This window comes from Sodaliphilus pleomorphus, assembly GCF_009676955.1.
GTDB classification, from domain to species: Bacteria; Bacteroidota; Bacteroidia; order Bacteroidales; family Muribaculaceae; genus Sodaliphilus; species Sodaliphilus pleomorphus.
In genome coordinates, this window is the sequence record NZ_CP045696.1 from 1,833,134 (window position 1) to 1,847,411 (window position 14,278).

12 protein-coding genes and 1 tRNA gene are annotated in these 14,278 nt (G+C 57.1%); 4 read left to right on the forward strand and 9 right to left on the reverse strand.

All coding sequences use genetic code 11. The annotated features are described in order from the left end of the window. Positions 1 to 167: 167 nt before the first annotated feature. The 5 genes from GF423_RS07300 to GF423_RS07320 form a co-directional block, all read right to left on the reverse strand. Positions 168 to 240 (reverse strand) — tRNA-Phe (locus tag GF423_RS07300). A 227-nt stretch (positions 241 to 467) separates the two neighbouring features. Further along, positions 468 to 1,757, reverse strand: coding sequence for a methionine adenosyltransferase (metK, locus tag GF423_RS07305; RefSeq protein WP_154327727.1), 1,290 nt, complete (start codon positions 1,755 to 1,757; stop codon positions 468 to 470). A gap of 295 nt (positions 1,758 to 2,052) precedes the next feature. Next, positions 2,053 to 4,503, reverse strand: a complete 2,451-nt coding sequence (locus tag GF423_RS07310) for an immunoglobulin-like domain-containing protein (protein WP_206113157.1) — start codon at positions 4,501 to 4,503, stop codon at positions 2,053 to 2,055. 538 nt (positions 4,504 to 5,041) lie between these two features. Then, entirely contained in the window at positions 5,042 to 5,587 is a 546-nt protein-coding gene (locus GF423_RS07315) for a hypothetical protein (protein WP_154327729.1), read from the reverse strand. A 63-nt stretch (positions 5,588 to 5,650) separates the two neighbouring features. Next, the gene (locus tag GF423_RS07320; RefSeq protein WP_206113159.1) at positions 5,651 to 6,715 is read right to left on the reverse strand and encodes a lysylphosphatidylglycerol synthase transmembrane domain-containing protein; all 1,065 of its coding nucleotides are present in this window, start codon (positions 6,713 to 6,715) and stop codon (positions 5,651 to 5,653) included. 208 nt (positions 6,716 to 6,923) lie between these two features. Here GF423_RS07320 and rsmA point away from each other — a divergent pair, with 208 nt between their 5' ends. After that, positions 6,924 to 7,706: a 16S rRNA (adenine(1518)-N(6)/adenine(1519)-N(6))-dimethyltransferase RsmA gene (rsmA, locus tag GF423_RS07325; RefSeq protein WP_154327731.1), complete on the forward strand. Its 783-nt coding sequence runs from the start codon at positions 6,924 to 6,926 to the stop codon at positions 7,704 to 7,706. Positions 7,707 to 7,895: 189 nt separating this feature from the next. After that, positions 7,896 to 8,456 carry a ribosome recycling factor gene (gene frr, locus GF423_RS07330; protein WP_154327732.1) on the forward strand — a complete coding sequence of 187 codons (561 nt, stop codon included), beginning with the start codon at positions 7,896 to 7,898 and terminating at the stop codon, positions 8,454 to 8,456. Between the two features lie 87 nt (positions 8,457 to 8,543). Here the strand turns inward: frr and GF423_RS07335 are convergent, their stop codons facing one another. The 3 genes from GF423_RS07335 to GF423_RS07345 are packed head-to-tail and all read right to left on the reverse strand — an operon-like array spanning position 8,544 to position 12,139. Beyond that, positions 8,544 to 9,434 (reverse strand): helix-turn-helix transcriptional regulator, encoded by an 891-nt coding sequence (locus tag GF423_RS07335; protein ID WP_154327733.1) that lies wholly within the window; start codon positions 9,432 to 9,434, stop codon positions 8,544 to 8,546. Positions 9,435 to 9,453: 19 nt separating this feature from the next. After that, a complete protein-coding gene (locus GF423_RS07340; protein WP_154327734.1) occupies positions 9,454 to 10,917 on the reverse strand; it encodes a sodium:solute symporter in 1,464 nt (487 codons plus the stop codon). A gap of 22 nt (positions 10,918 to 10,939) precedes the next feature. Next, positions 10,940 to 12,139: an exo-beta-N-acetylmuramidase NamZ family protein gene (locus GF423_RS07345; protein ID WP_154329009.1), complete on the reverse strand. Its 1,200-nt coding sequence runs from the start codon at positions 12,137 to 12,139 to the stop codon at positions 10,940 to 10,942. A 151-nt stretch (positions 12,140 to 12,290) separates the two neighbouring features. Between GF423_RS07345 and GF423_RS07350 the strand changes: the two genes are divergently transcribed. After that, positions 12,291 to 12,512, forward strand: a complete 222-nt coding sequence (locus tag GF423_RS07350) for a hypothetical protein (RefSeq protein ID WP_154327735.1) — start codon at positions 12,291 to 12,293, stop codon at positions 12,510 to 12,512. 9 nt (positions 12,513 to 12,521) lie between these two features. Continuing rightward, on the forward strand, positions 12,522 to 12,725 hold the full coding sequence (locus GF423_RS07355; protein WP_154327736.1) for a hypothetical protein: 204 nt from the start codon (positions 12,522 to 12,524) through the stop codon (positions 12,723 to 12,725). A gap of 151 nt (positions 12,726 to 12,876) precedes the next feature. Here the strand turns inward: GF423_RS07355 and pepT are convergent, their stop codons facing one another. Continuing rightward, positions 12,877 to 14,103 (reverse strand): peptidase T, encoded by a 1,227-nt coding sequence (gene pepT, locus GF423_RS07360; protein ID WP_154327737.1) that lies wholly within the window; start codon positions 14,101 to 14,103, stop codon positions 12,877 to 12,879. Between the last annotated feature and the right edge of the window lie 175 nt (positions 14,104 to 14,278).

A 14,278-nucleotide genomic window follows, 5' to 3' on the forward strand; every position in this document is an offset into this window, starting at 1 on the left:
CGCATTGTGTTTCGGTGTAAAAACGGCACCCCCCTGCTGCTGCCTGTGTGACCTGCCATTACCCACGTGGATGCAGGATGCAATGTTGTGCTGGAAACACTTGGGGCAGGGGAGAAAAAGAAAAACGCAACACATTGTGATGTAATGTATTGCGTTTCATTCACTCGTGGTGTCTCCAGGAGTCGAACCGGGGACACATGGATTTTCAGTCCATTGCTCTACCACCTGAGCTAAGACACCATTGCTGAATTGCGGTGCAAAGATAGGGCAAAAGTTTCATTCTTGCAAGACTTGGCAAGAAAAAACTGCAAAAAAGTTGAAAAAAGCCTCGCAAGCTCCCAAAACCGGCATAATTGTTTTGCGCGAGAGCCTTTTTTACACAGCCACCCCCGCGGGCATCATTGTGCTGACCCGCGGGGGTGGAGAATGATTGTGGCGTTGGCTTGTGTGCAGGGTTTGGCCTGTTGCTACAGCCCGAAGGCCTGCTTGAGCTCGTCGACGCGGTCGAGTTTCTCCCAGGTGAAGAGCTCCACATTCACATCACGGGGCTCGTCGTAGCGCGACTCAAAGTGCTTGGTCACCCACTTGGGCTCGCGGCCCATGTGGCCGTAGGCCGCCGTTTCCTCGTAGATGGGCAGGCGCAGCTTCAGGCGGTCTTCGATGGCGCGGGGACGCATGTCGAACATCGAGAGCAGCCGTTGTGCAATCTCGCCGTCGCTCAGGGCCACGTGGCTCGTGCCGCGGGTGTTTACATAGAAACTCACGGGCTCGGCCTTGCCTATGGCGTAGCTCACTTGCACCAGCATCTCGTCGGCAATGCCGGCGGCCACGGCATTCTTGGCAATGTGACGGGCGGCATAGGCTGCGCTGCGGTCGACCTTGCTGGGGTCCTTGCCGCTGAAGGCGCCGCCGCCGTGGGCGCCACGGCCGCCGTAGGTGTCGACGATGATCTTGCGGCCTGTGAGGCCGGTGTCGCCGTGGGGGCCTCCTATCACAAACTTGCCAGTGGGGTTGATGTCGTAGTGCACCTGGTCGAACAGGGCCCTCACCTGCTGCGGGAGCTTGGCAATGACGCGCGGCATCAACACCTGCTGCATGTCGCGCTCGATGCGCTCGAGCATGCGGCGGTCGGCCTCCTGCTGGCTGATGCCTTCCTTCTTGGCGTCGACAAACTCGTCGTGCTGGGTGCTTATCACAATGTTGCTCACGCGCACCGGGCGGCGGGTAGCGCCGTCATACTCTACCGTGACCTGACTCTTGGCGTCGGGGCGCAGGTAGGGCAGCAGGCGGCCCTTGCGCACCTCGGTGAGCTCGCGCAGGATGAGGTGGGCCAGGTCGAGCGTGAGGGGCATGTAGTTGGGCGTCTCGTTGCAGGCGTAGCCGAACATCATGCCCTGGTCGCCGGCGCCCTGCTCCTCGACTTGGCCCTGGCCGTCGACACCGCGGTTGATGTCGTCGCTCTGCTCGTGCACGGCCGAGAAGATACCGCACGAGTTGGCGTCAAACTGGTACTCGCTCCTGGTGTAGCCTATCTTGGCAATCGTGCGGCGGGTCACGTCGGGCAGGTCCACATAGTGGTTGCTGCGCACCTCGCCCGCAATCACCACCTGCCCGGTGGTGACCAGCGTCTCGCAAGCCACCTTGGCTTGAGGGTCGTAGGCAAGAAAGTTGTCGAGAATGGCGTCGCTTATCTGGTCGGCGACTTTGTCGGGGTGTCCTTCCGACACCGATTCGGAGGTGAAAAAGTAATTGCTCATTTTTCCATTAATTTTAATAGTGGAAAAACGCTAAAATCATGTGCTGTGAAAACGTGTAGAAAGAATTGAATTCGCAGTTTTAGCATTTTTTTTAGTGGTTGCAAGCAGCCAAATTTTTCCACTGGGTTACTAAATTGGGCTGCAAATGTACAACATCTTTGCAACATAGCCAATATTTTCCTGTAAAAAGTCGAAAAATGATTGCGCCAGCAATGGCCACATGAGCCGCTGTGGACTCGATGGGCGCGTTGCTGGCGCAATGTGGGGGTACCCGAAGTGGCCCTCTCGTTGAGTGCTACTTCAGGAGCTTGGCGGTGCGGGTGGTGCCGTCGGTATAGGTGGTGACCACGATGTTCACGCCGGGCTGCGGCGCGGCGATCCTGGCGCCGGCCACGTTGTAGTAGCTCACGCGCTCCACCGTCTTGGCGCTGTGCACGTCGCTCACGGCGGTGACCACACTCGATGCATTGATCTCAAGAGGATACACCACATATTCACTTTGCGTGCTGCCAGTCTTGGCAGCCACCTTGCGAGGTGCAGTGCTGCTCGTAGCGGCCTGCTTCTTCACGATGGCCGGGAAGGCATACATGGCCTGGTCGGTGAGCTGGCTTGTTGCCCTCACGTCGCCCTCGTTGTAGTCGAGTGCAATCGTAAACATGCCGTCGAAGTCATACTTGTTGGCCCCGTCGGCCGATTTTGCCACATAGAAGGCCTGGCTGGAAGCATCCCACACAGCCCACGCAACCTTGGCGTACTCCTGAGCCTTGGGGTTCATGAAGAAGTAGTCGCCTTGATTGGCCTTTTGGCTGTTGCCCCAATAGTCGGCTTGCTTCACGGTCATGAAGTTGACCGGGATGTACTCATTGGGAGTGTATTTGCTGTCATCGGCGGTAGCGTCGCCATAGGTGATAGTGGCATCGGTGATGATGGGATCGTTGGCATCGCCGTTGTAGGTGCCCACAATCTTAGTCACGGCAGCTGGGTTGAATGAGCTGTAGTCGCTTGCCGATACCTCGACGAGCACCCAGTTGCTTTGGTCGTAATTTTCCCATTCTTTTCCATTGTGATAGTAGGTGTTCAGGCCGTCGTTCTTGCTCACGTAGTCGTTGCTCAAGCCGTTGCCGTCTTTCACTGCCACATAGTACTTGCTGTTGGCTTTGTCCTGGACCGTAGTCACGGCCTGCATGTCCTGGCCCGTGATGGTGAATGTGCCCTCGCTGTTGAATGCCAGGTCGGCCAGATTTATCTCAGTGCTAACAGGAACAGAATTGTAGGCATAAACGCGTACAGGATACGTCGTAGAACCTTGATTGGTCAAATTTTTGCGTGAGAAATTGCCAAATCTATCCTGATAATACATCAATTCGCAGGTTGTGAGGTTGCTTGCGCAAATCTTTGCAACATTGGTTTCAGTATACGATTTGCCACCATTATTATATGTTTCGTCAACCTTGCTTAGGGTAATGTCTGTGTTAATATCTTTTGACGATTGACGACAATAGATATTACCTTGTTGGAAACTCATAGGATAATTATATTTTCCTTTGTCGATATTACCATAAATATGATAAGTGCCACTGGTGGAACCTTCTTCCTTGAGCCACAGCACACTTGCAGTGGAGCCCTCAGGCACAGTGATTGTGCTTTGGTCATCGCTCACCTGGTAAGTGCTCTCGCCTTTCTCAAGGGGGGCAAATGATTGTGTGCTGCTGCCTGAAGGTGTACCCATCACATAATTCACCTTATCATTGGAAATTGAAGCGACAATGAAATAAGTCCCAACAGCAAGCGTGCTTGGATCCTCTACCAGGGTGAAAGTGCCCGAGGTGGGAACACCAGAACCAGATGGCGAGACCACAGTGAGGGTGTAGCTGTCGCTGGCAGCACTGTAGCGGTCGCTCTCGGCCGAAGCTGCAGTGATGGTGGTTGTGCCGGCACCTGCCACGGCCAAGATGCCGCGGGAGTTGATGGTTGCAACAGCGGTGTTGCTGCTCGAGTAGGTCACATTCAGTCTGCTGGGATTCAACAGTCGAGGTGCCTTGAAGGCCTTGCCCTTGGTGGCAGTCACAGCATCTTTGTCCCACTCCAGCGTGGGAGTCAGCTTGCTCACCGTGAGGGTGAAGGTGGCGTCGCCAGAGTAGTTGGGGTCGCCAGGTGTGGCGGTGATGGTGGCTGTGCCGGCAACGCCGTTGAAGGTGATGTTGCCCTTGTCGTCAACAGTGGCCACACTGGTGTTGCTGCTCGAGAACTTAACAGCGATACCCTTTGCATTGCTAAAGGTGGGGGCAGTGAATGGGCCGTCGACAGTGATAGTCTCCTCGGTGGGGTTGAAGCTCAGCCCCGACTCTTGCTTGCTCACCGTGAGGGTGTAGCTGGCCGACCCGGCAGCATAGGTGTCGGTCTCGGCCGAAGAGGCCGTGATGGTAGTGGTGCCTGTACCCACGAGAGTCACCTCGCCTGTGCTGGCATCGACAGAGGCCACACTCGTGTTGCTGCTCTTGTAGGTCACATCCAAGCTGTTGGGGTTGTTGAGCGTGGGCTCGCTGAAGTCCAAGCCCATATAAGCTGCAGCCGTAGAAGCACTGAAGCTCAGCCCGGCATCGGCCTTGCTCTGAGCGGTGCTCACAACCACCGAATCGAGGAAGAAACGAGCTTTCGATGTCTTGTTGCCAGAGAAAGTGATTTTCACAACTCCCTTGACATCAGTAATATCGATAGAATAGGTCGTGAACGCGCTGTTTTTCATAGTCACAGTAGGAGACGAAAGCTTTGCATTATCGGCAGAAATTTTGAGCGTAGTAGCATCACCCTGCCAGGCGCCAGCCTTAAAAGTGAGCGTGCCACTCGTGCTGCCTTTAAAATCTATTGCGGGGGTTGTAGCAGAACCCTGTTTACTGCTTGTGCCAAATTTTGCACATTTGCTGGCAGCATACCCATTAGTCACAGACCAAGCTGTTCCATCGTATTTCAAGGTGTTTTTTGTTGCAATACTGCCGCTCCACTTGCCATCATTGCCGCCTGTACCTTCGCATTTGTCGAAGGTCTCAGTGAAGAGCACCGTTTGGGCTGTTGCATAGCCCATGGCGAGAACCGCCATTAAAAGAAAAGTAAACAAATTTTTCATAAGCAAATTGTTTTAGTTGAAATAATTATCGTTTTTACTGTCGGCAAAAATCTGTCGATGCAAATTTAATGATAAATCTGCAATTCTTCATAGTAATGTGTGTGAAAAATGAATTACAATGCTGTGGCAGGCATGCAGTTGCGCCTGCTGGGAAGGGCGGCTATTGCTGCCGCGGGGCGGTCGAGTCGGGGGCGGCCTGGGCGCCGTCGGGCACAATCTGGGTGGCAAAGCGCTTGGTCTCGCCGCGCCAGGGCACCATGCCCTTGTACTCGTAGTAGTGCACCGTGACGCGGCGGCCGGTACCCTTGAGGGCGTTGGCCTCGCGGGCCAGCGAGTCGCTCTTGATGGTGAAGGCGAAGTCGCTGGTGTAGATGTGCACGGTATCGGAGATGTATTTCTCTGAAATCATCTTGCACTCGTAGGTTTTTACCAGCGTGCCCTCGTTGGCCACGTCCATGATCACGCCGCGCTCCTGGCAGTCGGTGCGGTAGGGGTGGAAGTAGCGCGACCACACGGTGTAGACCAGGAAGCCGGCGAGCACAACCACGAGGCTCCACAAGAACAGGCGGCGCCTGCCCCCGCGGGTGCGGTCGATGGTGGTCTCCTTGATTTCGCGCTCCTCGCGCTGCTCGGGAGTTTCCTCTTTCGGCTTGTCGTCGGGCACATTTTCGGGCTCGAAGTAATCGGTAAAATTATCGTCCATCATAATATTTTTTCGTAGTAGTCATTTTCTGTTTTCACTTGTGCAATTGCGTGCAGAGAGCTGTCGTCACAGCTGCAGGCCGTCGCCGCTGGTCTCGACCAGGGTGCGCCCCTGGGCGATGCGCTTGCGGTCGATGGCGATGTGAATGAAGGCGTAGATGCCCAGCAGGCATATCACGACCTGGTTGAAGAGCCACACCACCCAGGCGAAGCTGGTGGCCTGCGGGTCGTAGACCTTGCCCAGCGGCAGGGTGCCAATGCCGTAGATGGCCAGCCCGAAGATGATGGCATACTGCCAGGCGCCCACGCCGCCGTTGGTGGGCACGGCCATGCCCAGCGAGCTGAACACAAAGAGCACCAGCACGGCCACCGCGCCCAGCGGGCGGGTGAAGTCGAAGGCCAGCGAGGCCAGGTAGAGGGTGGTATAGTAGCAGCCCCACAGGCACACGGTGTAGACCACAAATTTCTTTTTCTCCTTCATCTTGGCGATGGCAGCCAGGCCCTCCCACAGGTTGCGCGTCACCTTCTGCACCTTGCCCATGATGCCGTCGAGGTCGCGGGTGCGGTACAGCCACACCAGGCAAGCGCAGCCGCCTGCCATGAGCACCACAGCCACCCAAAACCACCAGGTGGTGTACATGCTGTGCTGCTGCTCGGTGCCGCTCTTCATGTTCAAGAACTGCATCACCTGGCTCGAGGCCAGGAAAAAGGTGATGACCGCAAGCGCGAGCACCGTGACGGTGTCGGTGAGGCGGTCGCCCACCATCGAGCCGGTGACCTTGGTGAACGAGGCCTTCTGGCGGTTGGCAATGTAGCCGGCGCGCCACACCTCGCCCAGGCGCGGCACCAGCAGATTGACAAAGTAGGTGCCGAAGATGGAGTCGAGCACCGCGCTCAGCGGGGCTTTTACCCCTATGGCTTGCAGTTGCAGCCGCCAGCGCAGGGCGCGAAACACGTGGCTCATGATGCTGATGATGAAAATGGGGATGAACCACCACCACTGGTCAAAGTCGCTGTTGAAGCTCTGCTTGATGGCTTCCATGTCGACGTGGGTGTAGAAAAACCACACCAGCAGCACGCTAAGCGCGATGGGCAGGCCGTATTTGAGCAGTACAGAGATGATTTTTTTCACTGTTGATGAATAAATGAGTTCAAATTTATTTACTAACTTTGCACAGGTGCCGTGCACGGCACCAGCGTGCGCACACGCACATGCGCACATGCGCTCTTTCAAAGAGCAAAGGTAATGGTTTTTGCCCGTTTGTGCATTATCTTGCACTCATTTTTATCGGCGCATGTAGCACAACGGCGGGTTGATTTATAATGCAATCATTTTTGTCATGCAGCAAGTAAGAGCCAAAAAAGCCCTGGGGCAGCACTTCCTCACCGACCTCTCGATAGCCGAGCGCATCGCCGGCACCGTGATCGACTACAAGGGCCTGCCTGTGCTCGAGGTGGGACCCGGCATGGGCGTGCTCACCCAGTTTCTTCTCGCTCAGGGCCACGACCTGAAGGTGGTGGAGCTCGACGGCGAGAGCGTGAACTACCTGCAGGCGGCCTTCCCCCGGCTCGAGGGACGCATCATTGCGGCCGACTTCCTGCGTCTCGACCTCGACCAGGTCATGGGACCGGGCCAGTGGGTGGTGATAGGCAACTACCCCTACAACATTTCGTCGCAAATTTTCTTCAAGGTGCTCGACTACAAGGACCGCGTGGCATGCTGCAGCGGCATGCTGCAGCGCGAGGTGGCCCAGCGCATCGCCGCCGGCCCCGGCAGCAAGACCTATGGCATACTCTCGGTGCTGCTCCAGGCGTGGTACGATATTGAGTATCTCTTCACGGTCGACGAGAATGTGTTCAACCCGCCGCCCAAGGTGAAGTCGGGCGTCATCAAGCTCGTGCGCAACAAGGTGAAGCACCTCGACTGCGACGAGCGCCTGTTTAAGACGGTGGTGAAGACCAGCTTCGGCATGCGCCGCAAGACGCTGCGCAACTCGCTCAAGAGCCTCTTCCCCAGCGGCAGCCCCGAGCTTGCGGCCTCCATCTTCGACCAGCGGCCCGAGCAGCTGGGCGTGGACCAGTTTGTCGAGCTCACGCGCCTGCTCTCCCAGTCGCGCCAGTAGCCCACCCCCGCCCCAGGGTCTGTCGCTTCCCGGCGATGCAAGTTTTTTTTACTCTGCATGTGGACCACTGCAATTTCGGTTTTTTTCACGGTTTTCTTGCAATCGTGCTTGGAAATGACTATTTTTGAAAACCCAAGACCGAGAAGACAACTATTCAATGATCATATAACAAATAAACAACTGACTGACATGAGTGACGTAAATACTTATCTCAATCCTGCTGAGAAGAAAATGAAAGAGGCTGTGGCTTATCTTGAAGACGCCCTGGCTCACATACGCGCAGGAAAGGCCAATGTGAGGATTCTCGACGATGTGAAGGTGAATGCCTATGGCCAGAAGATGCCCATCTCGGGCGTGGCCAACATTGCCACCCCCGACGCACGCAGCATCACCATCACCCCTTGGGACCGCAACAACATCAGGGCCATCGAGAAGGCTATCATGGACTCTAACGTGGGCATCACCCCCGAAAACAATGGCGAGGTCATACGCCTCAACATCCCGCCCCTCACCGAGGAGCGCCGCAAGCAGCTCGTGAAGGACTCCAAGGCCGAGGCCGAGAAGGCCAAGGTGAGCGTGCGCAATGCCCGCCGCGAGGCCATCGAGGGCTTGAAAAAGGCACTCAAGACGGGCTTGAGCGAGGACAACGAGAAGGATGCCGAGGCTCGGGTGCAGAAGCTGCACGACAAGTACCTGAAGGACATCGACGTGGTCTTTGCTGCCAAGGAGAAAGAAATCCTCACCGTGTAGAGCAGCGGCACATTGCCGCGCGCCATAGGGCAGGGGCAGCCACCGAGTGCACTCGCTGGCTGCCCCTGCTGCTCTTGTGTGGTGGGGTCAGTAGTTGCTGAGGGCGTTTTTGAGCTCGGTCACGATTTGCGCCTTGAGCTCGGGCGGGGCAATGACCTCGATGTCGCTGCCGTGGCTCATGATTTCCTCCTTGAGATCGTAGGTGAGCTTCATGCGGTAGTGGAATATCGAGTAGCTGTCGTGCACCTCTTCGCGCTGCGAGGGGTGCAGGGGCAGGGCCCGCAAGTACTTGGCCTGGGTGCTGGAGGCCCGCAGCACGATGTCTTTGGGCTCGTCCTGGCTGGTGGTGATGCCAAAGCAGTCCTTGAAGAAGCTCATGGGGTCGAAGTCCCGGGGCATCGTGAACTTCTCGCCCGTGATGTGCAGGTCGCTCATGCGGTCGAGGGCGTAGGTTTTCACGCGCTTGTCGTTGAGGTCGTAGCCTATCACATACCACAGTTGCTTGAAGATCTTTACAAAGTAGGGGGCGAGCGTGACGTGGGTGGCATTTACACGCTTGTAGCTGTGGTAGTCGTACTTGATGCGCAGGCCCTGTTTCATGGCCTGCACCACGACGGGCAGATGCTGGCGGGCCGAGGGCACGTTCTCGAGGATGATGCGGCTGCTCACGTCTTGCGAGTCGCTGAGCATGCCGTTGATCGACATCGAGTCGAGCAGCCAGCGGCTGAGCCGCGACTGGGCCTCGGTCTCGTCGTGGGCGATGTAGTACTCGTAGGTGGCCCGGTCGCAGGCCAGGGTGATACCAAACATGTCGTAGATAGCGTCGCGGTAGTTGAAAAACGTGCGCCGCGACAGGGGCTTGCCGTCGCTCAACGACGAGAGTCGCCACTGCTGGCTCAGCTCGTCGAAGGTGATGCGCTTGCGGCGCTCTACCGTGTCGATGAGCCACACATATTTTGCCACTTGGTTGCGTGCCATGCTGCCTTGCCCCGTCGGTTTAACGTTGTACCTTGCCAGCCCGCAGCGCTATCAAGCCCAGTATGGTGAAGGCGGCGTTGTAGAGCAGCAGCTCGAAGCCTATCTCATAGGCCCAGTACTGCTTGGCCACATATTGCAGCACCCAGCTGAGCACGGGCGCGGCGATGCACACCACGGGCACCCACTTGTCGCGCACGGTCGACTTGCTGAACATGCCGTAGGCAAAGAGCCCCAGTATGGGACCGTAGGTGTAGCTGGCCAGGGCGTAGACGAGCTTGATGGCACTGTCGTTGTTGGCATAGTAGAAGGCCAGGATGATGAGACCCATGATGGCGGCCATGGCGATGTGCACCATCTTGCGGGTCTTGCCCAGCTGCTTGTCGTCCTGCTTCTTGTCGCTGCCCAGGATGTCGACCACAAACGAGTTGGTGAGCGCCGTCAGGGCCGAGCCGGCTGCCGAGTAGCCTGCCGAGACAAAGCCCAGCACAAAGAGAATGCCCACAATCACAGGCATGCCCTTGTCCCAGGCCACGAGGCTGAACAGAGTGTCGGCCTTCTCGGGCGTAGCGATGCCGTGGCTGCGGGTGTAGAGCACAAGTATCGAACCCAATATGAGGAAGAGACCCACCACGAAGACTTGCACGATACCGCTCACTACCAGTCCCTTTTTCGACTCTTTCACGTTTTTGCTGGCCAGGGTGCGCTGCATCAGGTCCTGGTCGAGGCCGGTCATGGCAATGACCATGAAGATGCCTGCCAGGAATTGCTTCCAGAAGTAGGTGCCCTCGCTGGGGTTGTCGAGGTAGAAGATGCGTGTGGTGCCGCTGTCGATGACCTTGCTGGCGATGTTGCCCTCGCCGCCCAGGCCCTTGGCCACAAACACGATGCACAGCACCACCGAGAGTATCAGGCACAGGCTCTTGAGCGTGTCGGTCCATATCACGGTCTTCACGCCGCCCTGCAGGGTGTAGAGGAAGATGAGGGCAATGGTGATGACGATGTTGACAATGAATGGAATGTGCAGCGGGTCGAAGACGAGCAGCTGCAGGCTCACGCACACCACCAGGAAGCGCACTGCCGCCCCCAGCATCTTACTCACAAAGAAAAACCAGGCACCGGTCTTGTGGGTGCGGGCCCCGAAGCGCTCCTCGAGGTAGCCGTAGATCGACTTGAGATGGCGCTTGAAAAACAAGGGCATGAGCACATAGGCTATCACGAAGTAGCCCACCGCAAAGCCCAGCACCATCTGCATGTAGCTGTATTGCGAGGCGATGACCATGCCGGGCACCGAGATGAAGGTGACGCCCGATATGGGCGCCCCTATCATGGCGATGGCCACGATAAACCAGGGTGCTTGGTGCCCGCCGGTGAGGGCGGTGTTGGTGTCGCTCTTGCGCGAGGCCAGCCACGAGATGATGAAGAGAATGATGAAATATCCTACCAGGGTGGCCAGGACAATGGTTGCTTTCTGTAGATCGTTCATGTTGTTGCTGTATAGATGTAGATTATTCTTTATATAAGAGATAGGGCTTGCGTTGAGCCTTGAATTTCTCGATGTCTTTTTGCCAGGTGGCTTTGATGTACTTGGCGCTCTTGCCGGCCACAATCATGTCGTAGACCTGGGTGTTGCCCATGAGCAGGTTGAAGAAGTTGCGCTCACCCTCCTTGAGCAGGAATGGCTTGCCCTGGCGGTGCAGGTTGTTGTAGGCGTCGATCACATAGTCGAGGTTGATGCCCGCGGCTATCACTTGCTCGGGATCGAGCCCGCGCAGGTCCACGCCATGGCACAACTTGCCCAGTTGCGGCGGTGTCTTGGCACCAAAGCGGCTGCTGGGGGTGAACGTGAACTTGTAGCCCTTCATGTCGGGGTGCCCGTAGCACTGGAAGGGGAAGTCGGTGCCGCGGCCCAGGCTCACTGTCGTGCCCTCGAAGTAGCACAGGCTGGGATACAGGTACACACTCAGCATGTTGGGCAGGTTGGGGCTTGGGGCCACGGGCAGCTTGTAGCGTGTGCGGTGGGTGTAGTTGAGGCAGGGAATGACCGTGAGGTCGACCCTCTTGCCGTCTTGCAGCCAGCCCTCGCCGTTGGCCATGCGGGCCAGCTCGCCCATGGTCATGCCGTAGACCGTGGGTATGGGCAGGTAGCCCACGCCGCTCTTGAGCTTCATGTCGAGGATGGGGCCGTCTACGGTCATGCCGTTGGGGTTGGGACGGTCGAGCACCACCACTTGCTTGCCATACTGGGCTGCTGCATCCATGAGGTGTATCATGGTCACATAGTAGGTGTAGAAGCGCAAGCCCACGTCCTGGAGGTCGATGACCACGACGTCGCACTTGTCCATCGTCGAGCGGCTGGGCATGGGCGACTTGCCGTCGTAGAGCGAGGCGATGGGGATGCCCGTCTTCTCGTCGACGCCGCTGGCCACTTTCTCGCCAGCGTCGGCCTTGCCGCGAAATCCGTGCTCGGGCGAGAAGATGGTCACCACCTGAAGCCCGTGCTCAAGCATGATGTCGAGCACATGCTTGTCGCCCACAATGCCCGTCTGGTTGCTCAACAGGGCGATGCGCTTGCCCTTGAGCAGGGGTACATACTCGCTGGTGCGGGCGGCGCCCACAACAACTTGGTTTGTCTCTTGCGCGGTTGCTGGAACAGGCTTGGCGGCCGGTGCGCCCGTCTTGCCGCTGGTGCACGCGGCGCTCGCCATCATCGAGAGGCAGGCTGCCGAGAGCAGGACAATTCTGGAAAAGTTCATATTATGGAGGTTAATAAATTTCTCGTGCAAACTTACAAAATATTATTGACACGGCCAACTGGCGTTGCTTTTCTCGCAGTTGTTGCCTAACTTTGCCACCGTTATGGGAAGCATATTGATTAAAGACACTACTCGCGAGGAGCGCATCAGGATATTGAACCGCTCGCTGAGCCAGTGCGGCGGCGGTTGCGAGAATTGCTCAAGCTGCTGGCTGGGCGGCGGCAGCATCGACGGGATCTATCAGGACTATATCGACGGCAAGCGCGAGATTGCCGACATCAACCGTGACTACAGTCGCCGTCACGCCGGCCTTCAAAAAGGGTGACCTGCCATCATGCCTCAAGCCCCCGACATCGACAACTCTACCCGCGCCGAGCGGCAGGCCTATATCGACGAGGCCTTTGCCTGCCTGGGCGACTGCGACCTGTGCGGCAAGTGCAAGATGCTGCACGGGCGCGATGCCGATGAGGTGTATGCCGACTATATCGACGGCAAGCGCGCCTTTCTCGACATCACCATGCAGCTGCGCCGCCCTTGAGGTGCGGGCTAACTGCGTGCCGCTCAATATAATATAAAACGCAGAAAAAGCAACAGGCGCTCCCCGCGAGCCACACAATGCGTGTGTGCCCAGTGGGGGCGCCTGCCGTTTTGCCGCTATGGCGCCGGCAAAAAAGTGCCAGTGCCTTGTGCTACTTGGCCTCGTCGGCCACAATCTTGCATATCTCGACGATGGTGAGCATGGCCTTCTCCATGGCTGCGGTCGACACATACTCGAAGCGGCCGTGCATGTTCATGCCGCCGGCATAGATGTTGGGGCAGGGCAGACCCTTGAACGAGAGCTGAGCGCCGTCGGTCCCGCCGCGTATGGGCTGGATGATGGGCGTCACGCCGGTGTTCTTCATCGCCTTCTCGGCCACTTCCACAATGTGCATCACGGGCTCTATCTTCTCGCGCATGTTGTAGTACTGGTCTTTGATCTCGATGCTTGCGCAGCCGGGAAACTCGCAGTTGATCTTGTGGCACAGGTGCTCGAGCTCGCGCTTGCGGCTCTCGAAGCGGGCGCGGTCGTGGTCGCGCACGATATAGGTGAGCACCGTCTTCTCGACTGTGCCCTCAAAGGAGATGAGGTGATAGAAGCCCTCGTAGCCCTCGGTGTGCTCGGGGGTCTCCCAGCGCGGTATCATCACTGCAAACTGGGTGGCCACGCGTATCGAGTTGAGCATCTTGTGCTTGGCTGCCCCGGGATGCACATTCAGACCCGTGAAGGTGACCTTGGCGCTGGCGGCATTGAAGTTTTCATATTCCAGCTCGCCAGGATAGCCGCCGTCCATAGTGTAGGCCCACTTGGCGCCAAACTTCTTCACGTCGAAGAGATGCGCTCCCTTGCCTATCTCCTCGTCGGGGTTGAAGGCTATGCGTATGTCGCCGTGCTTGAGCTCGGGGTGCTCCTGGAAATATTCTACAGCACTGATGATCTCGGCAACACCTGCCTTGTCGTCGGCTCCGAGCAGTGTGGTGCCGTCGGTCACGATCAAGTCTTGCCCCACAAAGTCTTTCAGCTCGGGAAACTGGGCGGGGTCGAGCACGATGTTTTCCTTCTCGTTGAGCACGATCTTGCCGCCGTCGTAGTTGCTCACCACGCGAGGCTTCACGTTGTGGCCGCTCATGTCGGGGGCGGTGTCGAGGTGAGCGATAAACCCAACGGTGGGCACCTCCTTGTCGCAGTTGCTGGGCAATGTGGCCATCAAGTAGCCATTGTCGTCGAGCGAGATGTCGCTCAAGCCCATGTCTTTGAGCTCTTTGCGCAACTGCTCGGCAAACACCATCTGACCGGGGGTCGACGGGGTGAGGTTTGTGAGTTCGTCACTCTGAGTGTCAAACTTCACATACTTTAGAAAACGATCTACTAAGTTCATTGTGTTATGACGTTTTGTGTTTGAGCCAGGCTAAACGATTGTAAAGGGTAGCCAGCTGGTTTTTTAATATTGCTTTCTGTTTAGCAAAGATAATAATTATTTTGTAATTTTGCGTCCCAAATTGTGCTTTTCTGACATGGCTCGTCGCAAAAAAAGAAGAGATGCCAAGTGGATG